Consider the following 26,521-nt stretch of genomic DNA (forward strand, 5'->3'; position numbering starts at 1 on the left):
GGACGTGTGAACGTAGACAAGATCGCACGACCCGCGAGCTAAGACCTGCGAGCTACGACTGGGATCTGTAGCGTTCCCTCCAGCATGGTCACAGCGCGCCCGCCCAGCAGCACGCGGTCGCCGCTCTGCGCATTGGGACGGTGCTCGACGGTCACGGTACCACCGCGTTCGGACGCTTGATAACCGACGAGCGCGGCGCGTCCAAGCCGCCCAGCCCAGTACGGTGCGAGGGTGCAATGGGCCGAGCCGGTCACGGGATCCTCCGCAACACGCACGGCCGGGGCAAAGAAGCGCGAGATGAAGTCATAGGGCTCGTCCGGGTCAGCTTCTGCCGTGACCATCACGCCACGCTCGATGTTAGGGACGGTGGCAAGGCCTTGGAAGTCGGGATCGAGGCCGCGCACGGTGTCCGCGTCGGCGACCTCCACGAGCACATCGTAGGCGTTGCGTCCGACGAAGCGCACGGCGTCCGGGGCGAGGCCAAGGCGACCGAGGAGCCCGGCGGGCATTGAGGCGGGCGTAGCCGTGGTGGCGGGGAAGTCCATCGCGTAGCCGCCATCGTCCGTGCACGTCACGGCGAGACCTCCGCTGCGCGTCACGAAGCGCACCGTGTCAGCGACGCGGCCTGTCTCGAACAGGATGTGCGCCGTTGCGAGCGTAGCATGCCCGCAGAGGTCGACTTCGGCGGCCGGCGTGAACCAGCGCAGCCGCCGCACGCCGGGCTCGGCCTCGACGCCCTCGGGCAGCACGAACGCGGTCTCCGAGAGGTTCATCTCCATCGCCACCCGCTGCATCCACTCGGTTTCAACGGGCGCGTCAAGGAGGCACACGGCCGCGGGGTTGCCGCCGAAGGGCGCATCGGTGAAGGCATCGACGATGAAGAGCATAGGGTAGCCACGGCGAGGGAAGGAGCGCAGAACGACTCCGAAACCCGCGTCCAGCGCTTCGGTGCCGCTTTGCGGGTGCTACGCGTAGCTTCGTGCAACCATTTCCAAGCGGTCCCTTGCTCTCATGCGCTTCACCCTGTTCTCTACCGTCCTCGTTGCTCTGCTCGCCGTGCCCGCCCAGGCGCAACGCACGCTCCTCCACTGCGGCACCGTCCTCGACCCCGCGACCTCGATGGAGGCGCTCGGGCCGCACACGCTCACCATCGAGGGCAACCGCATCGCAGCCGTGACCAGAGGCTTCGTGGAGGAGGGCGAGGGCGATACCGTGGTCGACCTGCGCGGTGCGTTTTGCATGCCGGGGCTGATGGACATGCACACGCACCTCGGCGGCGAGAGCCGGAAGAACGGCTACATCGACCGCTACACCGTGCCACCGGCGGAGCAAGCCCTCCGGGCAACCGAGTACGCGCGGACGACGCTACTCTCGGGCTTCACGACGGTCCGCAACGTCGGCGGGCGCGAGGGCGTCACGATCGCGCTACGCAACACGATCAACCGAGGCGTGGTCGTAGGGCCACGCATGTTCGTCGCGGGGCAGTCGCTCGCCATCATGGGCGGGCACGCCGACCCAACCAACGGCGGACGCGAAGACCTCCTCGGCATCCCGGACGAGTCGCAGGGCATCGTGGGCGGCGTCGACAGTGCGATCCAGGCGACGCGGCTCGCCATCAAGCGCGGGGCCGACCTCATCAAGATCACGGCCACCGGCGGGGTGCTCTCGCTCGCCCGCGACGGCTCCGGCCCGCAGTTCCGCACCGAGGAGATCGAGGCCATCGTTGAGACCGCGCGCGATGCCGGGATCAAGGTCACCGCTCATGCGCACGGCGACGAGGGCATGCGCCGCGCCGTCGAGGCGGGCGTCGGCTCCATCGAGCACGGGACGATGATGAGCACCGCCACGATGGACCTGATGATCGAGCGCGGCACCTACTACGTCCCGACGATCACCGCCGGACGCAGCGTCGCCGACTCGGCGAGCATCGCGGGCTACTACGTCCCGATGGTCGCCGAGAAGGCGCAGCGCATCGGTCCGATGATCCAATCGACGTTCGCCAATGCCTACGAGCGGGGTGTGCCCATCGCCTTCGGCACCGACGCCGGCGTCTTCCGCCACGGCCGCAACGCACGCGAGTTCGCCTACATGGTCGAGGCCGGCATGCCGCCGATGGAAGCGATCCGCAGCGCCACCGTCGCCGCGGCCGACCTGCTCGACCAGGAAGCCAACCTCGGTGCGCTCCAGCCCGGCTTCTTCGCCGACGTCGTGGCCGTCCCGCGCGACCCGCTCGCCGACATCACCGTGCTCGAAACCCGCATGGACTTCGTGATGAAAGGCGGCGTGGTGTACAAGCACGACGGGCAGCCAACGGTCCGGCTCTAGCCGCCCAGGCCACTGCGGCGAAGGAGGTGGGCACGGGCAGCGAGGTCGCCGCCCTCAGCGCGCTCGGCGAGGTGCGCCGCGACGCGTTCCTGCACGGCGCGCGTCCGGTTGCCACCCACCTTGATCTTGACACGCACGTCGTCCACGGTGAGCCGCACGGCGCGGATGCCTTTGAGCATCTTCCCGAACGGGTTCGAGCCGGGCTCGACAGCGTGGTGGCCGCCCTCAGGCTGGAGCCGCACGAACTGCCGGTTGAGCACGGCGGCTTTTCCCGGCTCATCGTCGATGACGGTGGCGCGGCCGAGGGCCTGCACGGCGGCGAAGTAGCTCGTCGGGGCCGACCAAGCCGGGTCCGCGCCCTCGTCGCGGTTCCAGTCGGTCGGGATGTAGGCGTCGGCGGCGAGGACGGCGAACGCGGCGCGGTCGTCCTGCGCGAGCGCCTCGAAGACCGGGTTGCCTCGATGGAGGTGAAACTCGACGACGCCGAGCGAGCCCTCTAGGCGCCCGGGGTCGTAGACGTAGTGCGTGGGCACGACGAAGGGGAAGGCGTCGGTGCTGACCACGAGCTGCCCGAAGGATTCCCCGGCCAGGAACGCCTTCCACTCGGCGTTGGAATGGGCCGCATCGAAGCGATTTTCAAGCATGGTAGAGCCTACAAGTGAGAAGTGCGTCGGTCCAAGCTCCAAGTGGAAGACAGGAACAGATTAGGCCGCCGCTGAACCGTGCGAAAGGTAGCGCTGGGTGCGCGTCTCGTCCGAGAGCGTTCGTCTATCTGGGACAAGCGCGAGGGTGGACAACCACGCTGGCGAAACCCTGCTCGCAGGCGACGCGGCGGCCATAGAGTTTGGAACCGATTCCAACCGCCGCGTGGTATTTTCGAGTGCGTGACGCGCTTCGGTGTGCGGTACGTTTGTGTTAGGACGCTCCCTTGTGCAAGGCGTCTCCCGTTTGTCGTCGATCGCCCCGGCCCCTCGTCTCCGTGTGCCCGGCCTCTATGTCTCGAACTCCCGCTAGTACGTCATCGGTTGGGGAGCGGACGTTCTTCGTGGTTGTGGACATCGGCGGCACGAACCTGCGCTGCGCGCTCGTCCCCACGGATGCCCCGACGACCCTGCTTGCCCGCTCGGAAGCCCAGACACCCGCGACCAGTGGGGCCGTGGTCGATCTGATCGCCCACATGGCAGAGGATGGGGCCCAACAACTCGGCGTGCCGACGCACAGCCTGGTCGGCCTAGGCTGCGTGAGCCCCGGCATCCTCGACCCGGCCTCGGGCGTGGTATCGACCGCCGTCAACCTAGGCTGGACCGACGTACCTCTGCGCGCGATGCTTGCCGAACGCACAGGCCTTCCCGTAGCCATTGAGAACGACGTCAACGCCGGGGCCATCGCCGAGTACCACTTCAGCGAGCTCCAGCGTGTGCACTCGCTCGTCTACCTCACCGTGAGCACCGGGCTTGCGTGCGGGATTGTCCTGGACGGCCGCGTGTACCATGGGGCCAGCAACGCCGCAGGAGAACTCGGCTTTTTAGCCACAGACCTTCACGCGCTCGACGATCCGAATCGGTCGTTGGAGCACGTGGCCAGCGGAGCAGGCGTGGCGCGAGCCTGGGCGCACCAGGGCGAATCCCACCTGAATGGCAACGCTCAGGCGATCACGGCGGCCGAGGTGTTCGACGCCGCCCGCGACGGCAACGCAGGGGCGAGGCACCTCGTGCATGAGGCGGCGGCCGGCGTCGCCCTCGCCGCGGCGGCGATCTGCTGCGTGCTCAATCCCGAGGTCCTCGTACTCGGAGGCAGCATCGCAGAGCACGAGCCCGCGGTGGTCGACCGCGTCCAAACGCACCTGCAGGCGATGCTCCCGTTCCCCCCGCGCATCGAGCAGGCACGGCTCGGCAAGGATGCGCCGCTCCTCGGCGCCGTGGCCGTGGCCGAACGCCTCGCGCTCGCTGCGGCGGCCTAAGGATTCTTCGGCCTCGCCGTTGGACCTCGCTGGGCCTGGCCAGCGCGTTTACTTTGCCCTCCCGCCACCATCGTCCTTCTACTTCCCCCGATGAAACGCCTGACGATCAACGATGTCGCCCGGCTCGCGTTCGTGTCGCGCTCGGTCGTGTCGCGTGTGCTCAACAACAAGCCCAACGTGAGCAAGGAGGCGCGCGAGCGCGTGCTGGAGGTCATCGAGAAGTACAACTACCGCCCCAACTCGGCCGCCCGGAGCCTGGTCACGGACCGCCGCCTGGAGATCTGTGTGCTCGTCCCTCGGCAAGCGGACGACATCCTCGCCACGGGCTTCTGGCCCCTGGTCCTGCTCGGGGTCTCGGAGGCCGCCTCCGAACTGGGATACAGCATCACACTGGCCACCGTCAGTCTCACCTCACGCGACGAGGTCGTGGAGCGCACGGTCGAGTCTAACCGCTTCGACGCGTTTGTCATGATCACCCGCGACGTGGCCGATCTGATGGTCGAGTCCATCAACGCCTCGGGCAAGCCGTGCGTGATGATCGGCCACGACCCGGCGTATGACGGCATCCACAGCGTGGACGTGGACAACGAGGCCGGAGCCTATCTCGGCGTGAAGCACCTTGTGGACCTCGGCCACCAGACGGTCGGCATCGTCCACGGCCCCGCCGACCTCCAGGAGACGGATCGCCGCCGGAAGGGGTACGAGCGCGCACTCAGTGAGGGGGGGCTCACCCCACCCAAGGCGTTCACCGCCGAACAGCCCTACACGCAGGAGGGGGGCTATCGAGCCATCCTGGAGTGGCACGTCGCCGGCGGACTGCCCAACGCGGTCTTCTGCGCGAGCGACGCCCACGCCACAGGCGCGCTGCTCGCCCTCTATGAACTCGGCGTCCGGGTACCCGATGACATCGCCGTCGTCGGATTCGATGGCCTGCCCAGCTCACGGTATGCGGTGCCACCGCTCACGACGGTCGAGCAGCCGATCTACGACAAAGGCCGCCGGGCGGCCGCGATGGTGGTCGAGTTGCTCGGGTCGCCGCAGACCGAAGTGGTGCACGAACTGATGCCCGCGACCCTCTGCGTTCGCGCCTCGACCGTAGGCCGGGACGCGGCGGCTAGCGCGTGAGCTTGATCGGCGTGCCAGCCTGGATCGTCTCGTTGACATTCACCTGGTTGATGATCGCCAGGCTGAGCATGTTCATTCCGCCGGGCAGGTTCGCTCGGGAGGCGAGTGTGGAGAAGGGCGCCGTGCGGCCTGCGTTCGTGATCGTCAGGCGAATTGGGTCGCGGTTGAGGTAGCGGCTGTCGGTCAGGCGCGCAAAACTGCGAAGGGCGCCATCCATCGCCGAGGAGTAGGTGCTGAAGGTGTTGGAATTAGCGAGTCCGTAGAAGTGGTAGACGTTGCCGTCATAGTCGATGTGGTAGCTCACCACACCGAGGTTGCCGCCCTCGACGGCGGCGGTGCCGGTGACGCGGTAGGCCGTGAGCCCGTTGAGGCGCACGGCGCTCTGGTCGCTCGCGGTGAAGCCCTGCTGCCCGGCGAACGCGCGGCCAGCCTCCTGCGCGGAGCTGCCCTCGGCAAAGGTGAAGATCATGGCCGCGTTGCCGTTCGGCTCGCCGATCTGCACGGCGGCGGCACTGTTGGCCACCTGCCAGCCCGCTGGATAGGCAAACTGGAAGCGCAGCTGTGGATGGTAGAAGCTGCCACCCTCGGTGTAGCCTTGGCGCGGGTCCTCGCCCACGACGATCCCGTCGATCATGCGGAAGAACTCGGCCTGGCCGATCTCCGTGCCGGTCGGGTACTGCGCGGCGAGCTGCCGGATCGTCACCTCACGCTCCCCCGGGTCGGGGTGCGTCGATAGGAAGTTGGGGATCGAGGCACCGGCCTGCTCCTGGAGGCGCTTGAGCGAGGTGAAGAAGTAGGCTCCTTCGGCCGCGTCCCAGCCCGCGCGCTCGGCGTAGGCAACGCCCGCCTGGTCCGACTCGCGCTCGTCGTCGCGCCCGTAGCTCAGTTGGAGCAGTTGCACGCCCGTGCCGCCGACGTCGAGCACCTGGGCGCCTCGGCCCAGAAACACCTCGGCGGCGGCGGCAGCTCCGATCAGCCCAATGACGTTGCGCTGCTGGACGGCCGCACGCTTCGATGCGTGCCGCCCGGCGACGTGCCCGACCTCGTGGCCGAGCACCATCGCCAATTGCGCCTCGTTGTCGAGGTGGGCAAGCAAGCCACGCGTCACATAGACGAACCCGCCGGGCAGCGCGAAGGCGTTCACAACGGGGCTGTCGAGGACGCGGAAGGTGAACGGCGTGTTCTGGACCTCGGGCGGCGCGGGAGCCTGCCGGAGCGCACTCTGCCGCAGCACCTCCTCGCCGATGCGCGTCACGTAGGCGCTCAGTTCGGGATTGTCGTAGACCCCATACTGCGCGATGATCGAGGCGTCGGCCTCCCGGCCTATCTGGACCTCCTCGGCCCAGGAGTAGGCGGCGGGCTGGCTCTCGCCCGTGATGAAGTTGGTCGAGGTCGCGCAGCCGAGCAGGACGATCGGCAGTAGGAGCACGAACGCCGCTCGGCGGAGCAGTAGAGCAGACAGGGCAGACATGGCGGGAGAGGTAGACGAGAACAGTCGCAGGGTTGAATATCAGGACGAAGCCGGGGTCGGTTCCACGGAACCGTCTGGCAACGGGGCCTCCGTGGACCGGACCGGCGAAGGCGCCGCGTTGTCCACGCCGAGCGTGAGCACGCGACCCGCCTCCACGCGCAGGTGCCGGTGCGTGGCACCGTCGAAGTCGATGAGGTCGGTGAAGGCGTCGGCGCGGGCAGCGGTGAGCAGGCTCTGGCCGACAGCCTCGGAGCGCAGCAGGGCCAGCACCACGCGCGCCCGCTTCACGTCGAGCGTGCCAAAGACATCGTCGAGGAGGAGCAGCGGCGTCTCGTCGAGGCGGTCCTTGAGGTAGAAGAACTTGGCGAGCTTGAGCGCGAGGCCGAACGTGCGATGCTGGCCCTGCGAGGCGTACGGGCGCACCTCGAAGCCGTTGAGCTTGAACACGATCTCGTCACGGTGGGGGCCGAGGAGCGTGCGGCCGCGCTCGCGCTCCTGGCGGGCACGCCGGCCGAGGTGACGGCGAAACAGGTCGGCGACGGCCTCCATGTCGAGGTCATCGGCAGGCGCGTCGGGGAGCGGCGCGAACGTCTGGTAGTCGAACGTCGGCTCCTCGCCCACCTCTCCAAGCTGCTCGTAGGCCTCGGCGAGGAACCCGGCGAACCGGTCGAGGAAGTGGGCCCGCCGCACCACGATCCGCGCGCCCAGCGTGACGAGCTCTTCGGTCCAGGCGTCGAGCCCAGCGTCGCTGGCGCCTCGGTTGCGCTTGAGGTGGAGCAGGAGCGCGTTGCGCTGCTTGAGCGCACGGCGGTACTTCAGCAGGTCATCCAGGTAGACCGGCTTCGACTGGCTGAGCGTGTTGTCGAGGAAGCGGCGGCGCTCCTCGGGACCGCCCGCCGTGAGGTCGTAGTCGTCCGGCGCGATCACCACCACCGGCAGTTGCCCGACGATGTCGGAGAGGCGATCCAGCGGCGCGCGGTTGACGAAGAGCTTCTTGCCTTCGTCGGGGACATAGACGAGCCGCACCTGCAGCGAAGGCCGTCGCTCGCTCTCAAAGTCGCCCTCAGCCTCGAAGAAGGGACGGTCGCGCTGGAGCACGTAGGCATCGCTGCTTGTGAGGAAGCTCTTGGAGAGGCACAGGTAGTGGACGGCCTCCAGCACGTTGGTCTTGCCCGCGCCGTTGGGACCCGTGAGCAGGTTCACCTTCGGCGCAAACGCGAGCGTGCTCTCCGCGTGGGCACGGAACGAGACGAGGCGGAGACGACGGAGGTGCATGGGCAAACGTAGATCAAACGGAAACGAGCCGAAGGTCGCTCTTCGACCTTCGGCTCGCCCACAGCAACGACCTTACAGTGCGTCGTTCTCTAGTCGACATCTTCAGGCTGGGGATTGTCTTTTCCGAGGAGGAGTTCGATGAGCCAACCGATGATATCCATGGTGCGAGGAGGTTGAGGTGATTAAGTTGGCCTGACAGGCAGCGCCCGCTCGAAGCTAACGGTAAGTGCACACCCTCATAAACTGTCTGAACCCTTTCTCCTAGGTACGTCCTCATGTCGTACTCAATCGGCACGCCCCCCGTCAGGTTCTCGTATCTCGTCCTTTTCTGGACGCTCGGCGCGCCGACGGCTTGGTCCATGGGCGCCCATCAGTCAGCCGTGGAGCCTGCTGAGGACACGTGCACTACCGAGGTGCAGGAGGTCAGGGATGCCTACCGTCGCAGTTCGAGCTCTGGTCAGGGTTTCGAACAGGTCCTGCCCGCAGCTCACTCTGCCTACGAGTGTCTGGGCGAGAGGCCCACTGAGCAGCATGCGCGGGTCAGCGAGTACGAGGCCGCGGCTCTGGCCGTGCTCGAACAGTACAGCTCGTTAATCCAGGTCCTGGAATACTACTTTGAGCACTTGGCGGACCTGTCCACTCCACAGCGACACGCAAATCAACTCGTCCGCTATGCCTACGCTCTGAGCGAGTTGAACGCGTATGCTGAAGCGCTCGTTGCCTATACAGAGGCCGCGAGCCTCGCCGACGAGCTCCCGCCGCGCTTTGCTGTCTGGCAGCTTGCCGAAACGGCAGAGTGGTTCGGGTCTCTCAACCGACTGTCCGAGGCTGAGGCCTACCTCGACGCTGCAGACTCCGTCGCGACGGCGCTCGATGCGTCCCATGCGTCTCTCCGTGCCGTCCTACACTTTCGGAGGGGCCAGCTCTACGTGAGGCAAGCTACCCTGCTATCGCCGCAGCGCACCGACCTACTGCGCGCTGCACTCGAACTGCTTAAGGACGCCGTATCCGTATTCGAAGCTGACGCTGGAGCCCGTCAGCAGATCTTAGCGGCTCTCACAGAACTGAGTACCGTGTATCGTCACCTAGACCTACCAGAGGTGGCTGAGCGGTACCTGGATCGGATCGACGCGTTGGATATTCCACTGGACGACTATCCTGTGTACTCGATTTTCTACCACAAGGAGCGTAGTCTGACACGATCAGGTCAGGGCGATCACGCCGGAGCCCGTACTGCGGCGGAGCGGGCACGCGTCGCCGCCGAGGCGTCGGGCGACTTGCGTGACCTGGAGACCGCTCACTTCACGCTTGGGACGGTGGCGGAGGCAGAAGCTAACACGCTTTCTGGCCCCCTGGCTTCAGAGCGGTACGCCGACGCAGAGGCGTACTACCAACGTGCCATGCAGTACGCACTCGACGGGCGGGCGCGCTACGGGCTCATGGACGTCGCACCAGCGGCCTGGGTGGGAGGGCAGCGCCCCTTCCGTGCCCTGGTTCGTTTCTACCTTCGGCAAGGTCGCTATGCCGAGGCCTTCGCCACCCTAGACGATAGCCGCGCCCGCTACTTCCGCGACCTCCGCGACGCAGCCCAGCGACGTGCTGTGCTGACCCCACGCCGTCGTGCCACGCTCGACAGCCTTGTCACGGTCCAAGAAGAGGCGAGACGTGCTCTTGACCACGCCGACCTCAGCGTAGCCGGGCGGAGCGGACTCACTTTAGACGTTCAGCGCGCGCAGCTTGCCATCGATTCCGTGTCGGCGTTGGTATCAGCCTCAGCAGAGCCACCGGTAGCGCGTCGCTCAGTCGAAGCGATGCAGACGATGCTACGGCCGCAGCGACGCGCGCTCGTCACGTTTTTCCTTGATGAGGAAGAAGGCGCCGTTTTCGTCTTGACCGCTGACACGCTGGCTGTCTCGCCTCTTTCATCCCCTACGGTCTCGAACCTTGCCGCTGCAGCGTACGTGGCGCCGGGGGCCTACGACCCCGCGCCGTTTCACGAACTCTACCGCGCACTGCTTGGTCCGTTTGAATCGGTGCTGGATGATACCGACGCACTCGTGGTCATTCCCGAGGGTGTTCTCGCCGGTTTTCCCTTCGCCCTCCTAACAACGGCAGCGGCTTCTCCCGGCATCCCGCCGCCCTATCTCGTCCGCCGCCATGCTCTTGCCACGGCGCTCTCGGCGTCGTCTTTCTTCGCGGCGGACTACCGGGAGATAGACCCGAACCTAGATCTGCTCGCACTGGGAAGAACCACCTTCGACTATCCGTCAGAATCGCGCTCGTTGGCCTTACGCTCGGGAGGCGACCCATCTGCTTCATTTGTCTCGCTGCCGCTGGTGGAGTCTGAGCTGCGAACGGCGCATCGGCACCTAGGCGGCCTGCTTCTTCTCGACCGTGCTGCCACCAAGAGCGCGTTCTTCAAAGATGCGACCCGAGCGCGTGTGCTGCACCTCGCCTCCCATGCCCTGGTCGACTCCGACGCCCCGATGAGCAGCTACGTCGTCCTAGCGTCCGACGAGGCTGAGCCTGGGCCCTCAAGCCGCCTCTACCTCTCCGAGATCCAGCAGGCGTCTCTGGCCGCCGACCTAGTGCTGCTGAGCGCATGCAGCACCGCCGAGGGCAAGGCGCACCTCAGCGAGGGCGTGATCGGCTTGCAATATGCCTTCCAGGCCGCTGGGGCGCGCAGCGTGCTTGCGACCGCGTGGCCCGTCAACGACGCCGCCATGGCCGAACTCGTGGCGGCGTTCTACGGCTACCTCGCCGACGGGCTCTCGAAAGACCGTGCGCTGCAGCGTGCCCAACTCGACTACCTCGACCGGTACGACGGGGCTCTTGCCCATCCCGCCTACTGGGGAGGCCTGACGATCCAGGGCGACGTCACCCCACTCGACATACCTCCGCGCTTCCCCTGGGTGTGGCTGCTCTTTGGCGCTACGCTCCTTGCAGGCACTCTGCACTATGCGCGCCGCTACGCGGTTCTCTGACGACTTCTCCGCCATGTCTACTATCCCCAACGATCTCTTCGAGCAGCTCCAGCGCCTGGCCACCGAGCAGCGTAATCCTCGCACGATGCACATCGACGAGGCCTCCACGCTCGACGCCGTGCGGATGCTGCACAACGAGGACCGCATCGCCGTGGCCGCGGTGAAGCCTGAACTCCCCTACATCGCCGAGGCGGTCGACCGTATCGTAGCCGCGTTCAAGAAGGGAGGACGACTTCTCTACGTCGGCGCTGGGACAAGCGGGCGCCTCGGCATCCTCGACGCCTCGGAGTGCCCGCCGACCTACGGTACCCCGCCGGAGATGGTGCAAGGCCTCATCGCTGGGGGCACGCCCGCCGTCTTCCGCTCGCAGGAAGGCGCAGAAGATCACGAGGAGGACGGAGCCACCGCCATCGACGAGGCCAACGTGACGGCCGACGATGTCGTGTGCGGCATCGCGGCGAGCCGCCGCACGCCGTTCGTGGTCGGGGCGGTACGGCGCGCGCACGAGATCGGCGCGACGACGCTCTTTGTGACGTGCAACCCGCGCGAGCGCTTCGACCTGCACGACATCACCGACGTGGCGATCTGCCCGGCCGTCGGCCCCGAACCCATCATGGGCTCGACGCGGATGAAGAGCGGAACGGCCACCAAGCTCGTCCTCAACGCGCTCACCACCATCTCGATGGTGAAGCTAGGCAAGGTTTACGAAAACATGATGGTAGACCTTCAGATGTCGAACCTCAAGCTTGTCGAGCGCTCGAAGCGAATCGTGATGCTCGCCACGGGCGCGGACTACGACACCGCGAAGGCGACGCTCGACGCTGCAGGCGGCCACGTGAAGACGGCGCTCGTCATGCTCCTCGCCGAGGTCGAGGTGGACGAGGCACGCCGCCGTCTCACCGACGCGGACGGCTTCGTGCGCGGCGCAATCACCGGGTGACATTGGATCGAAAAGCTCGGTCGCTATTCCTGAAAAGGCACCTGCACAAACACCCGCTCCGGTAGTTGTACGGCCGTCAGGATGCCGTAGCCAGGGCGATGGTGGTAGACACAGCCCGTGTCGATGTCGATGAGCTTGGGCTGATTGATTGGCGTCGACACCGGTGTGTGACCGCAGACGACGGTCTTGTTCCAGCCGCTCAGGTCGGCGTTGAGGTGACTGCGCTCCCAGAGGAACGTCTCCGCCGTGCCAAAGCGGAGGTTGTCGGCAATGCTCAGGTCGGGGCGAAGGCCCGCGTGGACAAAGACGAAGGCGTTGGTCTCGTGGTAGAGCGCCGTTCGCTGCATAAAGTCGACGTGCGCGTCGGGGATGCGAAGGCGGTCGCGCTCCATGTAGTTGGCGAGCGTCGAGAGGCCGCCGTTGATGCGCCACAGTTCGAGGTCGGCGTCGGCCACGAAGTCCAGCATCATCTGGTCGTGGTTGCCGCGCAGGAAGACGCAGGGGTGCTCCTGTTCGAGGCGCAGCAGCCGATCGATCACGCCCCGCGAGTTCGGGCCTCGGTCGATGTAGTCGCCGACGAACACGAGCGGCACGTCCGACGGCGGCGCGAGCCGGTCGAGAAGCGCGTCGAGGGTACGCAGGCACCCATGCACATCGCCGATGGCGAGGTGGGTCATCGTTGGGGAAGGGACGTGGTGGGAATGGGCAGGCCGTAGGGTCGACCTAGCACGCAGAGGTAGGGCTCGCCTCCTTGTAGCGCGGTCCGCCCGCGAAACAGATCACGCCGCATCGTCAAAAAATCCAAGAGCCTGCTAGGACGACGTGAACGTGGGCATACCGACGAGGCCGCGCCCAGACTTCTTGAGACGATTCGTCTCAACGAGTTCTTTGAGGACCGCATCGAGGACGCCGTTGAGGAAGTGCGCGCTGCGCGGCGTGCTGTAGCGCTTGGCGATGTCGAGCGCCTCGTTGATCGACACCTTGGGCGGGATGTCCGGGAAGCCCAGGAACTCACCGATGGCGAGCCGGAGGAGCAGCCGGTCCACCAAGGCAAGGCGCTCGACCTCCCAGTTCTCGACGTAGCGATCGATGAGTTGCTCAGCGGCCTCGGCGTGGTCGAGCGTGCGGAGGAACAGCTTCTCGGCGAAACGCTGTGCCTTCTCGTCAAGGTGCGGCTCCACGACCGTGCGGAGGACATGCTCCGGGGCGTCGTCGCTGAGTTCGCGCGCGTAGAGGGCTTGCAGCGTACGCTCGCGGGCTTCGCGGCGGGTGCTCATAGGTCGGGGCTGAGAGCGGAGAGAGGCGTGATGCCAACGAAGTCGGCGCGGGATGGTACGGCGTCTGGGGTAGAGGGTCCCAGCGACGTTCGCGCTTCACGCAAGATACGCGGGCGCCCCGCGAGGCCGTGCGTTGAGGGGTGGAGTCGCGAAAGAGAACGCAGGTTATGAAAACGCCGAGCGCGGTGTCTTGGACGATGCTGCTAATGCGGTTTGTTCTCTCGCTCGCCCGATGCCTTCGTCGCTCCCCCCTCCATCGTTTTGCTGGACCGCTCGTCCGATGCTGACGGCGGCGTTGCTCTTCGGCAGCGGCATCGGCGTGGGCGCCTTATCCAACACGACGCCAGACGGATGGCTCACCCTTGCTGTGCTGCTGTGGGCTACCGCGATGGGGCTTGTCCTCGTTCCGCGCCGACGGCTCGTGACGCTGCGACCCCTCGCGCTTACTGGGCTAACATTGGGCCTCATCCTCACCGCGGGAGCAGCACGGCACGCTGCGTGGGATCAGCTTCCCAGCCACGACGTCACGCACGTCGCCGCCTGGAGCGACTCGTCGCGCGCGGCCGTCACGCTGTGGGGCAGCGTTGCCGAGGCACCAGTCGAGGCGCGCTCCGGCACACGGCTATGGCTCGACATCGACTCAGCCGCGACGGAGGGCTCAGGCACGTTCGTCACAGGGCAGGTGCAGGTATTGCTCCGCCAACCGCGCTACGGGGGCGGGCCCGTTGTCTACCCCACGCTCACCTCCGGCGACTACCTCGAAGTCACGAGCCAGCTTCGCTCGCTCCCCACGAAGCGCAACCCCGCTGACTTCGACTACGGCGCCTACCTCCGTCGCCAAGGCGTCCACGCGACGCTGGCGCTCTACGATGCCCAGGCGCTCGCCGTCCTGAGGAGCGAGGCGAGTGTGCTCCAGAGCGTCACGGCCTTGGCTCAGCACCGCGTCCGAGCGTTCATCGCCGCGCACGTGCACACACCCGACGCGCAGGCGCTGCTCTACGCGCTCCTCCTCGCCGACCGTAGCGCGCTCGACCCGGAGACGCAGGACGCGTTTCGGCAGACGGGTCTGATGCACCTCCTTGCCGTGTCGGGCCTGCACGTGCTGCTCGTCGGGCTGGCGCTGTTTCACCTCCTCAAGCCGCTACTGCTGCGCGTCGGACTGCAGTGGCGGACGATGGAGTGCGCCCGCGCGCTCGTCACACTTATCGTGCTGGGCGGCTACGTCCTCTTGACCGGCGCGCCCACGTCGGTTGTTCGTGCGTTCGTGATGGCAACGCTCTTCATCGCGGGTGGGGTGCTCCAGCGGCAGACAGACGCGCTCAACACGCTCGGGCTCGCTGCCGTCGTACTGCTCGTCGTGCGTCCAGCCGCGCTGTTCGACGTAGGCTTCCAGCTCTCGTTCTCAGCGGTGGCGGGCCTCGTGTTGCTCACGCCGCTGGCTGAGCGCTGGACGCCAGCACGGTGGTGGCAGCCGTCGCGGTGGCGATGGATACTCCAGAGCACCAACGCGACCATCGCCGCCACGCTAGCTACAGCTCCGGTGTTGGCCTACCACTTCGGCGCCGTGCCGCTTGCGGGGCTCGTGCTCAACCTCGTAGCCATCCACCTGACGGCGGCGGTCCTGCTTGCTGGGTTGCTCACGGTGGCCACGGCGGGGTGGGCAGGCGCACTCGCGACTGCATATGGCGGGGCCGCGGAGGTGGGTACGGCGCTGCTGCTCGGCACAGCCGAGGCAGGCAACGACTGGCTCGGTGGCTGGACGTTCACAGGCTTTGTGCGCGACCCTTGGCTGGTCTCAGCAGGCACCGTGGCACTTCTTGCTCTTGCTGCCTGGCCGCGTCCCCGGTGGCGCTGGCGGGCCGCTGTACTCAGCATGATGCTGGTTACCGTCGCGCTGGGCCGGCCCGTGTTCACCGACACCCATCCACGCATGGACGTGGTGTTCTTCGATGTGGGGCAGGGCGATGCAACGCTTGTGGTGACGCCGCGCGGCCACACGGTGCTGATCGACGCTGGCGTGCGGGACGACTTCGCCGACCAGGGCACCTGGACGATCCTTCCCCACCTCCAACGCTACGGGATCGACCGCCTCGACGCGCTCGTCATCACCCACGCGCATGCCGACCACTACGGCGGGGCTCAGGCGCTCCTCGACGCGCTGCCCGTAGGCACCATCTACACGAATGGCCTCGACAGCGACGCTGACCTCTGGCACGACCTGCTCGCCGCAGCTCAAACGCACGGTGTGCCCGTCCGTACGCCCGCCGGCGGCACGACGCTCGACCTCGACCCGGGCGTGCGGATGCAGTGGCTTCATGCATCCGCGGAGTCCTTCTCTGATGCCAACGAGGCGTCGCTCGCGCTACGCGTTGTCCACGGCGAGACCTCGTGGCTCTTCACCGGTGATGGTGAGGCGGAGGCCGAAGCCTACCTCGTCGCGCGCTACGGGTCGTTCTTGGCGAGCGATGTCGTGCAAGTAGGCCATCACGGTTCGCGGACGAGCTCGACTCGCGCGTTTGTCGAGCACGCGGTGACAGAACGCACCCGCGCCGTCGTGAGCGTGGGGCAACGCAATCGCTACCGGCTTCCGCACGCCGAGGTCATCGAGCGGTGGGAGCACGCTGGAGCCACCGTCGCTCAGACGGCCGACCTCGGCGCCGTGTGGCTGCGCTCCGACGGCATGACCATTGACGAGGTCGCGTGGCGGTGACAGGGGACTGCGAGCGAGTGCAATCGCGGGACGGCAGCCCAGTCACCGTCGTCCTTGTGGCTCGCTCAGTGGTACATGAACAGCGGCACGTCGCTCTGTTCGATCAACCCTTGAGCCGTCGACCCAAAGAAGAGGCGGCCGATGCCCGACCGGGAGTATGCCCCAGCCACGATGAGGTCGGCGCCCGACTCGGTGGCGTATTTGAGCAGAACCTTCTGCACGTTGCCTCCCAGCTTCAGCGTTACCACTACATCGCCAAATCCGTAGGTGTCGAGGTAGGCCGCGGCGCGTTCGAGGTCGTAGCGGGCCGCCAACCTGACATCGTCAGCGTCGTCGCCGAGGACGTGCACGAGTTCGACGGTCACCCCGGTGCCAAAGGGGGCGAGTTGGGCAAACTTCTGGAGCGTCCGTGCCGCCGTGTTCTCACCATCGAAGGCCACGATGACGCGCTCGGTGGGACGGTGGTCCTTCTCCACGATCAGCACGGCACCGGCACCTCGCTCGGCGATCTTCGCCAGTGCGTGCGTGCGCTTCTCGGGATCGGCATAGTAGAAGTGCGACTCGTCGCCTGCCACGAGGAGGTCGTGGTACTTGAGGTGCTCCGTGATCTGCTCATGAGGCACCCCGACAGCCACGTGTGCCTTCTCGAACCGGACTCCATCCTGCTGGCAGGTAGCTCCGAACTCGTTCAGCAGTTCCTCGGCGTGTTTGAGCGTCTGTGCGGAGAGTTCGTCCCGGCGCTTCTGCGCGTAGTACATCGAGCCAATACCGCTGCCAACAGTCGCGCCGGCAATGGCGTCCTTCGCCACGAGTGCGAGGCCGGTCACGATGCCGTCACACGGCCGCACGATGTCAGCGGCGTACCGGATGGCAACAGGCGTGTCGTTGTCAGGATCGAGGGCGACGAGGACGCGGCGAACCATGGTGAGCGGGGGGTCGGTGGATGGCTTCGCTCACAGAATACGGATGCCACACCGTTCCGACTGATATAGGCTGGTACATTCGACCTCGGTCGGACTTTCCCACGCCCCTAAATAAATAAACCTGAATAGAAAAGAATAGAAGGTGTAGTAGAGCCGTGGATACGTGGATAACAGAAGGCACGTCCGACAGCGTGGAAAGGTAAGCGCTCATCCACAGCGTTGTCCCCGACTCGTCCACAAGTGAGAGGAGGCAGAGCGGTCGCCATATCATAGTATTTCGAGAGATCGGGGTATGCTGTCCACGTATCCACACGTGTCCACATACGTCGGGCGGTGGGCAGGCTAGTTCCTATGCACAGTGCACAGGTGTGAACGGCATCGGGATAGTCCGTGGGTGCTTTAGGCTTGACATCCACCCCCGGGTTTACTTCTCCGCATCGTGGAAAAGTTGGGCACGCCGTGCCCCCTGTTCTCCACACCCGTGTCCACAGTGTGGAGAAGAATCCTGGTTGGGGACGGTAGTTGTTTGTTCCTAAAACCCTTGCCGGACGAACGTGATGAAGTCCGTATTGGGTGCATCGAGTTCAGCCTCGCGGAGCGCACGGGCGAGTTGGCCGCGGTGGTAGCTGCTGTGGAGCAGCAGGTGTGTCAGGATGTCGCGGCGCGACGTTTCGAAGCGTTGCCCTCGGCTGTTGTGGTAGACCACAAAGCCATCGAAGTCTTCGCTGAACTCGCTGAAGTAGACAGCGAAGGCTGCTCGGTTGGCCGTGATGAGAGCGGCGCAGGCATCCCAGTCGAGGTCCGGCCAGATGGGGCCGGTCCAGGGCGTCGCGTTCAGACGCGCGTGCCAGACCTGCTTCGCCGTGACGAGGTGCGCAAAGACGAGGCGCGGTGCGTCACCGACCTCGGCCTCGCGGAGCGCATCGAGGAGACGTTGGTTGGCGTCGGAATCGTAGGTGAAGAGCCGGGCGAGGTCCGTCATGGGTCGGAGGTCGGGTGGTCGGGCTCACAGGCCCAGCGTCGCGCCGAGCCACCCGGCGAGGGCGCCGCCCAGGACGAGCCATGCCGCGTTGACCTTGTAGCGCAGCGCCAGCACGGCGGCCCCGGCGAAAATGGCAACGGGCACCCAGCCCGTGAGCACGTCGAGACCGAGCTGCACGGTAACGACCGCCATAAGCGCCACCGCCGCCGCGTTGATCGCGTCGAGGAAGGCGGCCGTCCACGGCGATGTACGCAGCTTCGGGACAACGGGATGGAGGAGCCCGGCGAAGACGAACGCGGGGAGGAAGATGCCAACCGTCGCCACGACCGCGCCCGGCACGCCGCCGAGGACGTAGCCGATGAAGGTGGCCGTCGTGAGCACCGGGCCGGGCGTGAACTGCCCGATGGCGACGGCGTCGAGGAGTTGCTGCTGCGTGAGCCAGCCGTAGTCGTTCACGAGGTCGCCTTCGAGGAACGCGATCAGGACGTAGCCGCTGCCATAGAGCACCGCGCCGACCTTCAGGAAGAAGAGCCCGAGCTTCCAAAGCGGGACCGCCCCGGCCGCCGCCGCGGTCGCTTGCACCAGGCCTGCCGGGATTGGCAGCAGCGCAAGCCATCCACGCTTGATGGAAGCTTTCGCCTTGTCGGAGTCATCGGGGTCGTTGTCTTTAGGTGGGTCCCCGGTCGTCGAACGCCGACGGAGAGCGACGAGGCCGAGCATCCCGGCCACGCCGCCAAGGACGAGGGCCGCGATCTCGGACAGCCCGGCCACGAGCAACACCGATACGAGGGCCGCGAGGACGGCGAGCATCCAACCCTTAACTGCCTTCTTGCCGAGCCGCCACAGCGCACCGAGGATCACCGCGAGCACGGCAGGCTTGATGCCCACGAGAAATGGCTCCACCGCGGGCAGGGTGCCGTACTTCACGTACGCCCACGCGAGCAGCCCTGTCGAAAGCGCCGCCGGGACGATGAACGAGGTGCCTGCCACGGCGAGGCCGACCCAGCCCGCCCGCGCATAGCCGACGTGCATCGTCATCTCGGTCGAGTTGGGGCCGGGGATGAGGTTGGTCGCGCCGATGAGGTCGAGGAAGTGCTGGCGTGAGAGCCACCGCCGCCGCTCGACGACCTCGTCTTCCATCATGGCGATGTGTGCCGCCGGGCCGCCGAAGCCGATCACGCCGAGCTTGAAGAACACCCGCGCCAGTTCGCCCAGCCGGGCACCGAGCGGGGCGTCAGGAGGTGCAGAGGTCGGGGGCGGCGTAGACATGGCGAGACGTGCAGCGAGAGCAAAGGCGAACGGAGACGGGCGCGAAGCCTTTCGAGAGGTGGTGCGTACAGCACGTCCCTACCCCCGGCCTCCACCGAAAGTCCCCGCCGATGTCCACTCGCAACGATCTCGTCACACACGACGCGGGAGCCGTGCTCGACCCCGCGACGCTCGCCGAACACCCCGTCATCCTCTTCGACGGTGTCTGCAACCTGTGCAACGCATCGGTCAACTTCGTGATGGACCGCGACCGTGCCCGTGTCTTTCGCATGGCGGCGCTGCAGTCGGACGTGGGGCAAGCGCTGTTGGCACGGCACGGCTACACCGGCGCGACGCCCGCGACCACCGCGCCGGACAGCATCGCGCTCGTCGAGAACGGCCAGCTCTATTTCCGCTCCGCGGCGGCGCTCCGTATCGCCGCACGCCTCGGTGGGGGATGGCCGCTCCTGCAGGGGTTTCTTGCCGTGCCGGCGCCGCTGCGCGACCTCGTCTATGACTGGATCGCGCGCAACCGCTACCGTTGGTTTGGCAAGCAGGACACGTGCCGCCTCCCCACGCCCGACGAGCGCGCCCGTTTCCTCGACTACCAGGTGGCAGGCTGACGTGTCGCCGAGCTTCCAACACGAACCATGACCACGGCTACGGAGGGCATCGCCCTCGAACGGATGCGCGCGGCCCTCGCCGATTGGGTGGCACTGTCGGAGGCGCAGTTCGCCACGCTCGCTTCGATTTTCGAGGAGCGACAGGCGGCGAAGGGTGACCGGCTGCTCCAGCCTGGCGATAGGCGTCACGAGATTCTGTTCGTCGTGGACGGGCTGCTGCGCTTCTACTATGGCGGCGAGGACGGGGCCGAGTCGAACAAGGCGTTCGTCGCCGAGGACACGTTTGCGGGCGCGCTCGCCTCGGCCCGGCTCGACCTGCCGGTGCTCTACGGCATCGAGGCGCTGGAACCGACGAGCTACCTCGCGGCCGACTGCGCGGCGTTCACGGCGCTCTACGAAGCCGATCCCGTGTTCGACCGGCTGGGGCGATGCTTCGCCGAGTTGCTGCTCGTCCGCAAGGAGCGCCGGACGCGGAGCTTCCTCCAGCACGATGCACGGGCGCGCTACGACGCCTTCCGCGCGGCGCATCCGGACCTGGTCCAGCGCGTGCCGCAGTACCACATCGCGTCGTACCTCGGCGTCTCCGAGGTGCACCTCTCGCGGCTACGCCGAGGTGCTGGTAGAACAGAAGGCGCAGGCAACGGAGAGCGTTCTTAGCAAAGGTTAAGGCCGCGGCCGTGCGGGATCGGCTAGGTTGAGCGCGTTCGATCTCGTTCAGCCAGCCCGATTCTCCGATGACTACGCCCCTCACTCCCGACACTGCTCGCATCGCCGTCCTCGGCCTCGGCGCGATGGGCAGCCGCATGGCCGTCCGTCTCCTCTCTCACTCAGAAGAGAACGCCGGGTGGCACGTCACCGTCTGGAACCGTAGCGCCGAGCGCGCGGCTCCGCTCGAAGCGCTGGGCGCGACCGCCGCCGCGACGCCTCGTGAAGCGGCGGCGTCCGCCGATCTTGTCATCGGCATGGTTTCAGACGATGTCGCCTCGCGCGTGCTTTGGCTCGCCGACGACACGGGTGCGGTGCACGGGCTGCGCGCCGGCGCAGTCGCGATCACGTCGAGCACGCTCACGCCTGCGTGGACGCGCGAACTGGGCGCGGCCGTCGCCGCGAGGGGCGCTCACTTCCTCGACGCTCCCGTTGTGGGTACGCGCCCGCATGCGGAGAACGGTATGCTGACGTTCCTCGTTGGCGGCGAGGCGGCGGCACTCGATGGGGTCCGTCCCGTCCTCGACGTGCTCGGTGGCGGCGTGCACCACATCGGGCCGATCGGTGCAGGTATGACGATGAAGCTTGCCGTCAACATGCTCTTTGCGGCGCAGGTGGCCACGCTCGCCGACACCGTGCGGCTCTTCCAGACGAGCGACCTCGCCGTGGATGCCGCGCTCGACACGCTCGGTGCGCTGCCGGTCATGAGCCCCATCATGGAGTTGATGCGCCCGCTGATGCTGCGCGATGCCTTCCCGCCCAACTTCCCGGTCGCGCTCGTCGAGAAGGACCTGCGCTACTTCGCTGAGGCTGCCGGTGGCGAAGTGCCGACAACCGAGGCGATCCGCGCGGTCTACGCCGCGGCCATCGCCCAAGGTTTTGGCGAGGACGACATCTCCGGCATCGGACAAGCGCGCTAGACGGCGGACAAACGGGGTGCGGGAAACGAGGAGGGGAGGCGTTGGTGAAAGAAGAGCCCGGGGAAACGATAGGGCGGTCCACAGCTTTAAGGGCGGCTGCGTTTCCTCGCAGTCGTGCCCATGTCCTCTCCCTTCAGCGATGCAGCCTGACGTCTCCGTCGTCGTCCCGGTCTACAACGAGGCCGAGAGCCTGCCCGAACTCGCCACGCAGATCCGCGCGGCGCTCGACGGGGCGGGCTACAGCTTCGAGGTCTGGCTCATCGACGATGGCTCCACGGACGGCTCATGGGAAGAGATCGAGGCGCTCCACGAAGTCGATGCGCGGTTCGCGGGGGTGCGCTTCCGCAAGAACAACGGCAAGAGCGCAGCGCTGGCGGTCGGCTTCGAGCGGGCCGCCGGGCGCTACGTCTGCACGCTTGACGCCGACCTTCAGGACAACCCCGCCGAGCTGCCCACGATGCTGAAGCGCCTGGAGGGCGGGGCCGACCTCGTCTCGGGCTGGAAGCAGAAGCGCCACGACCCGATCACGAAAACGATCCCAAGCCGCTTCTTCAACGGCGTCACCCGCCTCGTAAGCGGGATCAAGCTGCACGATTTCAACTGCGGGCTGAAAGCCTACCGCGCCGAGGTCGTGAAGGCGGTCCGCGTCTACGGCGAGCTCCATCGCTACATCCCGCTCCTGGCGAAGTGGGAAGGTTACACCCGCATCGAGGAACAGGTGGTGGCGCACCGCAAGCGGAAGTACGGCCGCACCAAGTTTGGCCTGGAGCGCTTTGTGCGCGGCTTCCTCGACCTGATGACGGTCGCCTTCCTGACGCGCTTCATGCGCCGCCCGATGCACTTCTTCGGCGGCCTCGGCACGCTCGCCTTCGTTGGAGGCTTTCTTATTAGCCTCTACCTCACCCTCCAAAAGCTCCAAGGCGAAGCCCTCACCGGGCGTCCGCTGCTTCTGCTCGGCGTGATGCTGATCCTGCTCGGGTCGCAGCTCTTCCTGGCGGGCCTGCTCGGCGAGATGATGATCCGCCCTCGCATGGAGCGCACCGACAGCTACGACGTGCGCACGGCGCTGGAACCGACGGTGCTGCTGTCGCCACCTCGCCGGACTGCAGAGGCTGTCGAGGCAGGTTAAGGAGTCGCTGCGAACGGCGCGATGCGGAGCGTGAGCACGTGGAAAGCGTCTGCGATAGGATGGGAGGCGTAGGTGTAGCGTAGGTCGAACCGTCCACCGAGCGCGTGCCAACGTGGCTGGTCCAGGATGCTCCCGAGCGCACGCAGGACGCCGCCCGTGGAGAGTTCGATCCCGGACGTCTCGCAGGCTCCCGCCTGATCGCCGTCGCACTGGAATTCCATCTCGCCCTGGTGTCGCCCGAGGCGCAGCGTCAATGTCTCCAGCATGGTGAACTCGACGCCACGACGGCCGGTGTGACCAAACTCAATGACACCGGGTCCACTCCCTGGCTCGGGTTGGTCGAACTCGTTTGCTTTCCCGCTTCCCGTGAGCGCGGCGAGCGGGTCCACAAACGGCGCGGCGTAGTTCCCGTTGATCTGACGCCGAAGGAGACCGCGATCCGCCTGAGCCACGCCCGTGAGTTCGACGATCCGAAGGGGGCCGCCGCCGAAGTTAAGGTCGTAGCCAACCTGGACCGACCAGCCAAGGCGCACGCGGCGGCTCAGGGGACCTTCAATCGAGAGCCCGGCGTCGGTCGTATTGCGTCCGCCGAGGCCTGAGAGCGCGTAACCGAGAGCGATATCAAGTGCCAGGCCGGCTTCGGCGTCGTGCGTGCGCAACCCGGCAAGCTGAGCGATAGGAGCGCGCACCAGGATACCTAGATCAAAGGCCGTCGCTGCAGCGGTAGCATTTCGGAACTCCTCTAGGCCATCGCTCTCGGTACTACCGCCCTCGACATCAACCCCTGCGCCCAGGCGCCGGAGCGTGATGCCCAGATGCGTCTCCACTGGTCCTGCATAGCCAACACCTACGCCAACAGACCACGCTCGCTGACCGGCGGTCATAGAGCCGATGAGTTCGTTTGTCTCCGAACGAATCTCTCGAGGCATTGCATCGGCTTGCCGTGTGTAGGATACGCCGGCCCCTAGATAGACGGGCCACCCTGTCTGCGCCGGGGCAAGGCCGCCGCTCAGCGCTATGGTCTGGAGATTAAGCGCAAACCACCTGGTAGGTTGGTAGCCGCTCAGGGTGAGATGGGACGTCCCAGCAGCAGCAGAAAGGTGTGCTGGGTTGTACAGAAACGCTTGTGGCTCGCTGGTGGGTACGGCAACACCCGCCTCGCCGAGAGCCAGCGTCCCTGGAGCCGCTCCCAGTTCCAGCAGATTGAACGCGCCCTGAGCCGTGGCTGGAAGCGCGCAGAGCAGTGCGCCGAAGAGAGTCGCTAGGCGAAGCATCGGGAGCGAGTAGGCGTGAAAGGCAAAAGTTAGGCGAGCGCCGAACATAACGCCTGCGTCACGTGGCGCAAGCCCCAATACACGTCTCTACACACCAGGGGTGTTCTATGGCAGCCGCGCGTGCAGCGTGAAGCCCGCGAACTGGCTCTCCGAACGGGTGCCTGCGAAGTAGGTCGCCGTCGAGAAGCGCACGTCGAAGCGCTCGGCGAGAGCAGCGAGGCGCTCGTGGTCCGTGGAGAGCGCATAGACGCGGAGGGCGCCAGCGAGGCGCACCTCGAAGCCGCTCGTGCGGCGGGCATCGTAGCCGAAGCCGTCAAAGAAGCCATAGTGCAGGCCGAACGTCTCGAAGAAGGCCAGCCGCAGCCCGCGCCGGGCGGTAGTGATGGCGCTACCCTGGCTGAGCAGGACGTTCTCCAGCACGTTGAGGTCGCCGAGGACGAGTTCGTACGAGACGGCGCCGTCAGCCCCGATGCGCGTGAGCTGGTGCTCGGCCTGGATGGACACGGTGGCGTCGAGGAAGCGGAGGTAGGCATCGTCGCGCACCCGGTGGTCGAGGGCGAACGTGGCGGCATAGCCGAGGCGTGCCATCCGGGGCAGCGGCAGCCCACCGGCCTCCGTGCTGATGTGTGCCTGCGTGTAGCCGAGCGCGAGGTCGAAGCTCGGGCGGAAGTCGGCCTGTTGCGCCACGCCGAGCAGCGCCAGCACCGGCGCTTCGAGCCGCGCGCCCACGTCGAGCGTGGTGCCGCGAACCTCGCGGACGAGGACGTTGCCGTCGGCGTCCGCCCCTACCGCCTCCTCGGACGAGACGAAGCGCACGGTGGTGCCCAACTGCACGCGCACGGGCAGATCAAGGCCGAGGCCGAGGCCCAGCGCGGTATAGCCGTCCCGCGGTGCAAACGTGAGCGTCTCAGTCACTGGCAGCGGGCCAAAGTCGAGCGACGTGTGGGCGACGCCGACGCCAAGGGTCGCAGGCAGGCCGAGTCTTCGCAGGCTGAGGCCGCCAGCCGCGGCGTGGCTGACCGCGTCTAGCCCGAGCCCGAGCCAGTCCACAGCGCTGGGGTAGAGCGCCAGCGCGACCTCGTCGTCGAAGCTGCCGAGGTGAGCTGGGTTGTAGAGGAACCCGTGCGGGTCGCCGAACGCCTCCGCCACGCCCGTGCCGCCGAGCGCGTTGAGCGCGGGCGCCGTCGGGAGTTCGAGGAACGTCAGCGTGACGGGATCCAGGACCGACTGCGCCGCCGCACTGCCGCTCACGGACAGCGTAGAAGCGGCGAGCAACGCCGCTGCCACGAGGGCACGCGCAGAGGGTGTGCGGATCATTTGGGAGAGCGGCAACGATACGAGAGCGTTCCAACCTATGTGACAGAACGGTGCCCAGTGTGTAGCTCCCATGACACCCAGCGCGTTCGTCACCACAATGTACCCGTTGGCCCAAATAAATCCAGGTGCCTGATCGTCCGCTTCACGTAGCCCTCGTCGGTCCAGCCCCGCCGTATCGCGGTGGGATCGCACATTTCCTCGAATCGACGGCGCGACGGCTGCGCGCGCGCGGCCACATCGTCGAGGTCGTCACGTTCACGCGGCAGTACCCGGAACTGCTCTTTCCCGGCAAAACACAGTATGCCGAAGATGGGGGCGTGAGCGACGAGCCGGGCGCGGTGCAGGTGCTCGATAGCATCGGGCCGGTGTCGTGGTGGCGAACAGCGCGGCATCTGCGTTCGTGGCAGCCGGACGTGGTCGTGTTCATGCAGTGGATGCCGTTCTTTGCGCCCGCATTCGGGACGGTCGCGCGGCAGGTGCGCAAGGATGACGCACGGGTGCTGGCGGTCGTCCACAACGCGCTGCCGCACGAGCCGCGCCCCGGCGACCATGCGCTGATGCGCTATTTCCTGAAGGCCACCGACGGCCTCGTCGTGCTCTCCGACAGCGTCCGCGCCGACCTCGCGCGCCTGGGCGTCGACGAGGCGCAGACACCCGTACGGCAGGTCCGGCACCCCGTCTACGACCACTTCGGCGACCCGCTACCCAAGACCGAGGCACGCCAGCGCCTCAGCCTGCCCGCCGCCGCGCCGGTGCTGCTCTTCTTCGGCTTCGTGCGTGCCTACAAAGGTCTCGACGTGCTGCTCGACGCGATGCCTACCGTGCTGGAGCGTGTGCCCGAAGCGCGGCTCGTCGTCGCGGGCGAGTTCTACGAGGACGAGGCCGTCTACCGCGAGCGCGCAGCCCCGTTGGGAGACGCCGTGCGCTTTGATGCGGACTACATCCCCGACGCGGACGTGGCGACGTATTTCTCCGCCGCCGACGTGGTTGTGCAGCCCTACCGCTCGGCCACGCAGAGCGGCGTCGCGCAGATCGCGTTTCACTTTGCGCGGCCCGTCGTCACGACCGATGTGGGTGGCCTTGCCGAGACAGTCCCCGACGGCGAAGCGGGGCTCGTCGTGCCGCCCGAAGACCCCGCTGCGCTGGCCGCGGCCCTCGTGCGTTTCTTCGACGACGGCCTCGCCGAGCCCCTAGCCGAGGGCGTCCGTCGTGAGCGCGCACGCTATTCGTGGGACCACCTCCTCGACGCGCTCGAAGACCTGGCCGGACCGTGAGCACGAACCGCTTCGTTCGTGGAAGGGTGTTCGTCCTTCGACACGTATCGACAGTCCCC

At 66.8% G+C, this 26,521-nt stretch carries 22 protein-coding genes; 11 read left to right on the forward strand and 11 right to left on the reverse strand.

What is annotated here, in order from left to right:
- Positions 1-38: 38 nt before the first annotated feature.
- The gene (locus AAFU51_03875; protein ID MEO1570385.1) at positions 39-887 is read right to left on the reverse strand and encodes a PhzF family phenazine biosynthesis protein; all 849 of its coding nucleotides are present in this window, start codon (positions 885-887) and stop codon (positions 39-41) included.
- 124 nt (positions 888-1,011) lie between these two features.
- Here AAFU51_03875 and AAFU51_03880 point away from each other — a divergent pair, with 124 nt between their 5' ends.
- A complete protein-coding gene (locus tag AAFU51_03880) occupies positions 1,012-2,325 on the forward strand; it encodes an amidohydrolase family protein (protein ID MEO1570386.1) in 1,314 nt (437 codons plus the stop codon).
- Here the strand turns inward: AAFU51_03880 and AAFU51_03885 are convergent.
- Positions 2,322-2,969 carry an FMN-binding negative transcriptional regulator gene (locus AAFU51_03885; protein ID MEO1570387.1) on the reverse strand — a complete coding sequence of 216 codons (648 nt, stop codon included), beginning with the start codon at positions 2,967-2,969 and terminating at the stop codon, positions 2,322-2,324. The two genes, AAFU51_03880 and AAFU51_03885, sit on opposite strands and share 4 nt — an antisense overlap.
- 350 nt (positions 2,970-3,319) lie before the next feature.
- Here AAFU51_03885 and AAFU51_03890 point away from each other — a divergent pair, with 350 nt between their 5' ends.
- Together AAFU51_03890 and AAFU51_03895 are read left to right on the forward strand one after the other, a co-directional pair.
- The gene (locus tag AAFU51_03890) at positions 3,320-4,285 is read left to right on the forward strand and encodes an ROK family protein (GenBank protein MEO1570388.1); all 966 of its coding nucleotides are present in this window, start codon (positions 3,320-3,322) and stop codon (positions 4,283-4,285) included.
- A 90-nt stretch (positions 4,286-4,375) separates the two neighbouring features.
- Positions 4,376-5,410: a LacI family DNA-binding transcriptional regulator gene (locus AAFU51_03895; protein ID MEO1570389.1), complete on the forward strand. Its 1,035-nt coding sequence runs from the start codon at positions 4,376-4,378 to the stop codon at positions 5,408-5,410.
- Here the strand turns inward: AAFU51_03895 and AAFU51_03900 are convergent.
- A complete protein-coding gene (locus AAFU51_03900) occupies positions 5,400-6,881 on the reverse strand; it encodes a M48 family metalloprotease (protein ID MEO1570390.1) in 1,482 nt (493 codons plus the stop codon). The two genes, AAFU51_03895 and AAFU51_03900, sit on opposite strands and share 11 nt — an antisense overlap.
- A gap of 39 nt (positions 6,882-6,920) precedes the next feature.
- On the reverse strand, positions 6,921-8,156 hold the full coding sequence (locus AAFU51_03905) for a DNA replication/repair protein RecF (GenBank protein ID MEO1570391.1): 1,236 nt from the start codon (positions 8,154-8,156) through the stop codon (positions 6,921-6,923).
- 275 nt (positions 8,157-8,431) lie between these two features.
- Here AAFU51_03905 and AAFU51_03910 point away from each other — a divergent pair, with 275 nt between their 5' ends.
- Positions 8,432-11,140, forward strand: coding sequence for a CHAT domain-containing protein (locus AAFU51_03910; GenBank protein ID MEO1570392.1), 2,709 nt, complete (start codon positions 8,432-8,434; stop codon positions 11,138-11,140).
- Between the two features lie 13 nt (positions 11,141-11,153).
- Entirely contained in the window at positions 11,154-12,080 is a 927-nt protein-coding gene (gene murQ, locus AAFU51_03915; protein MEO1570393.1) for an N-acetylmuramic acid 6-phosphate etherase, read from the forward strand.
- A 23-nt stretch (positions 12,081-12,103) separates the two neighbouring features.
- Here the strand turns inward: murQ and AAFU51_03920 are convergent, their stop codons facing one another.
- Positions 12,104-12,757, reverse strand: coding sequence for a metallophosphoesterase family protein (locus AAFU51_03920; protein MEO1570394.1), 654 nt, complete (start codon positions 12,755-12,757; stop codon positions 12,104-12,106).
- Between the two features lie 135 nt (positions 12,758-12,892).
- Positions 12,893-13,357 (reverse strand): transcription antitermination factor NusB, encoded by a 465-nt coding sequence (nusB, locus tag AAFU51_03925; GenBank protein MEO1570395.1) that lies wholly within the window; start codon positions 13,355-13,357, stop codon positions 12,893-12,895.
- Positions 13,358-13,589: 232 nt separating this feature from the next.
- Here nusB and AAFU51_03930 point away from each other — a divergent pair, with 232 nt between their 5' ends.
- Positions 13,590-16,067, forward strand: a complete 2,478-nt coding sequence (locus tag AAFU51_03930; GenBank protein ID MEO1570396.1) for a DNA internalization-related competence protein ComEC/Rec2 — start codon at positions 13,590-13,592, stop codon at positions 16,065-16,067.
- A gap of 65 nt (positions 16,068-16,132) precedes the next feature.
- On the opposite strand, the gene AAFU51_03935 is transcribed toward AAFU51_03930, so the two are convergent.
- The 3 genes from AAFU51_03935 to chrA form a co-directional block, all read right to left on the reverse strand.
- Positions 16,133-16,990 (reverse strand): universal stress protein, encoded by an 858-nt coding sequence (locus tag AAFU51_03935; GenBank protein ID MEO1570397.1) that lies wholly within the window; start codon positions 16,988-16,990, stop codon positions 16,133-16,135.
- 532 nt (positions 16,991-17,522) lie between these two features.
- Positions 17,523-17,972 (reverse strand): DinB family protein, encoded by a 450-nt coding sequence (locus AAFU51_03940; GenBank protein MEO1570398.1) that lies wholly within the window; start codon positions 17,970-17,972, stop codon positions 17,523-17,525.
- A 24-nt stretch (positions 17,973-17,996) separates the two neighbouring features.
- Complete coding sequence (chrA, locus tag AAFU51_03945; protein ID MEO1570399.1) at positions 17,997-19,241, reverse strand: chromate efflux transporter; 1,245 nt, start codon at positions 19,239-19,241, stop codon at positions 17,997-17,999.
- A gap of 110 nt (positions 19,242-19,351) precedes the next feature.
- Here chrA and AAFU51_03950 point away from each other — a divergent pair, with 110 nt between their 5' ends.
- The 4 genes from AAFU51_03950 to AAFU51_03965 all read left to right on the forward strand — a co-directional run bounded on the left by AAFU51_03950 (position 19,352) and on the right by AAFU51_03965 (position 22,597).
- Positions 19,352-19,843, forward strand: a complete 492-nt coding sequence (locus AAFU51_03950; protein MEO1570400.1) for a thiol-disulfide oxidoreductase DCC family protein — start codon at positions 19,352-19,354, stop codon at positions 19,841-19,843.
- Between the two features lie 27 nt (positions 19,844-19,870).
- Positions 19,871-20,500: a Crp/Fnr family transcriptional regulator gene (locus tag AAFU51_03955; protein MEO1570401.1), complete on the forward strand. Its 630-nt coding sequence runs from the start codon at positions 19,871-19,873 to the stop codon at positions 20,498-20,500.
- 77 nt (positions 20,501-20,577) lie between these two features.
- A complete protein-coding gene (locus AAFU51_03960) occupies positions 20,578-21,468 on the forward strand; it encodes an NAD(P)-dependent oxidoreductase (protein ID MEO1570402.1) in 891 nt (296 codons plus the stop codon).
- A 139-nt stretch (positions 21,469-21,607) separates the two neighbouring features.
- Entirely contained in the window at positions 21,608-22,597 is a 990-nt protein-coding gene (locus AAFU51_03965) for a glycosyltransferase family 2 protein (protein ID MEO1570403.1), read from the forward strand.
- Here the strand turns inward: AAFU51_03965 and AAFU51_03970 are convergent.
- Positions 22,594-23,286 (reverse strand): hypothetical protein, encoded by a 693-nt coding sequence (locus tag AAFU51_03970; GenBank protein ID MEO1570404.1) that lies wholly within the window; start codon positions 23,284-23,286, stop codon positions 22,594-22,596. The two genes, AAFU51_03965 and AAFU51_03970, sit on opposite strands and share 4 nt — an antisense overlap.
- A gap of 690 nt (positions 23,287-23,976) precedes the next feature.
- Positions 23,977-25,188: a hypothetical protein gene (locus AAFU51_03975; GenBank protein MEO1570405.1), complete on the reverse strand. Its 1,212-nt coding sequence runs from the start codon at positions 25,186-25,188 to the stop codon at positions 23,977-23,979.
- Positions 25,189-25,313: 125 nt separating this feature from the next.
- Between AAFU51_03975 and AAFU51_03980 the strand changes: the two genes are divergently transcribed.
- Positions 25,314-26,462, forward strand: coding sequence for a glycosyltransferase (locus AAFU51_03980; GenBank protein ID MEO1570406.1), 1,149 nt, complete (start codon positions 25,314-25,316; stop codon positions 26,460-26,462).
- The last annotated feature ends 59 nt before the right edge of the window (positions 26,463-26,521 follow it).

The organism is Bacteroidota bacterium (assembly GCA_039821555.1).
Classification (GTDB): Bacteria; Bacteroidota; Rhodothermia; order Rhodothermales; family Rubricoccaceae; genus JBCBEX01.

What these genes read in the sequence shown, in the direction of transcription:
- AAFU51_03940 (MEO1570398.1), bottom strand. Translation starts at nt 17,972, where the DNA reads ATGACGGACCTCGCCCGGCTCTTCACCTACGATTCCGACGCCAACCAA.
- AAFU51_03900 (MEO1570390.1), bottom strand. Translation starts at nt 6,881, where the DNA reads ATGTCTGCCCTGTCTGCTCTACTGCTCCGCCGAGCGGCGTTCGTGCTC.
- AAFU51_03920 (MEO1570394.1), bottom strand. Translation starts at nt 12,757, where the DNA reads ATGACCCACCTCGCCATCGGCGATGTGCATGGGTGCCTGCGTACCCTC.
- AAFU51_03975 (MEO1570405.1), bottom strand. Translation starts at nt 25,188, where the DNA reads ATGATCCGCACACCCTCTGCGCGTGCCCTCGTGGCAGCGGCGTTGCTC.
- AAFU51_03905 (MEO1570391.1), bottom strand. Translation starts at nt 8,156, where the DNA reads ATGCACCTCCGTCGTCTCCGCCTCGTCTCGTTCCGTGCCCACGCGGAG.
- AAFU51_03950 (MEO1570400.1), top strand. Translation starts at nt 19,352, where the DNA reads ATGTCCACTCGCAACGATCTCGTCACACACGACGCGGGAGCCGTGCTC.
- AAFU51_03930 (MEO1570396.1), top strand. Translation starts at nt 13,590, where the DNA reads ATGCCTTCGTCGCTCCCCCCTCCATCGTTTTGCTGGACCGCTCGTCCG.
- AAFU51_03910 (MEO1570392.1), top strand. Translation starts at nt 8,432, where the DNA reads ATGTCGTACTCAATCGGCACGCCCCCCGTCAGGTTCTCGTATCTCGTC.
- AAFU51_03960 (MEO1570402.1), top strand. Translation starts at nt 20,578, where the DNA reads ATGACTACGCCCCTCACTCCCGACACTGCTCGCATCGCCGTCCTCGGC.
- nusB (MEO1570395.1), bottom strand. Translation starts at nt 13,357, where the DNA reads ATGAGCACCCGCCGCGAAGCCCGCGAGCGTACGCTGCAAGCCCTCTAC.
- murQ (MEO1570393.1), top strand. Translation starts at nt 11,154, where the DNA reads ATGTCTACTATCCCCAACGATCTCTTCGAGCAGCTCCAGCGCCTGGCC.
- AAFU51_03890 (MEO1570388.1), top strand. Translation starts at nt 3,320, where the DNA reads ATGTCTCGAACTCCCGCTAGTACGTCATCGGTTGGGGAGCGGACGTTC.
- AAFU51_03955 (MEO1570401.1), top strand. Translation starts at nt 19,871, where the DNA reads ATGACCACGGCTACGGAGGGCATCGCCCTCGAACGGATGCGCGCGGCC.
- AAFU51_03880 (MEO1570386.1), top strand. Translation starts at nt 1,012, where the DNA reads ATGCGCTTCACCCTGTTCTCTACCGTCCTCGTTGCTCTGCTCGCCGTG.
- AAFU51_03895 (MEO1570389.1), top strand. Translation starts at nt 4,376, where the DNA reads ATGAAACGCCTGACGATCAACGATGTCGCCCGGCTCGCGTTCGTGTCG.
- AAFU51_03875 (MEO1570385.1), bottom strand. Translation starts at nt 887, where the DNA reads ATGCTCTTCATCGTCGATGCCTTCACCGATGCGCCCTTCGGCGGCAAC.
- chrA (MEO1570399.1), bottom strand. Translation starts at nt 19,241, where the DNA reads ATGTCTACGCCGCCCCCGACCTCTGCACCTCCTGACGCCCCGCTCGGT.
- AAFU51_03965 (MEO1570403.1), top strand. Translation starts at nt 21,608, where the DNA reads ATGCAGCCTGACGTCTCCGTCGTCGTCCCGGTCTACAACGAGGCCGAG.
- AAFU51_03885 (MEO1570387.1), bottom strand. Translation starts at nt 2,969, where the DNA reads ATGCTTGAAAATCGCTTCGATGCGGCCCATTCCAACGCCGAGTGGAAG.
- AAFU51_03935 (MEO1570397.1), bottom strand. Translation starts at nt 16,990, where the DNA reads ATGGTTCGCCGCGTCCTCGTCGCCCTCGATCCTGACAACGACACGCCT.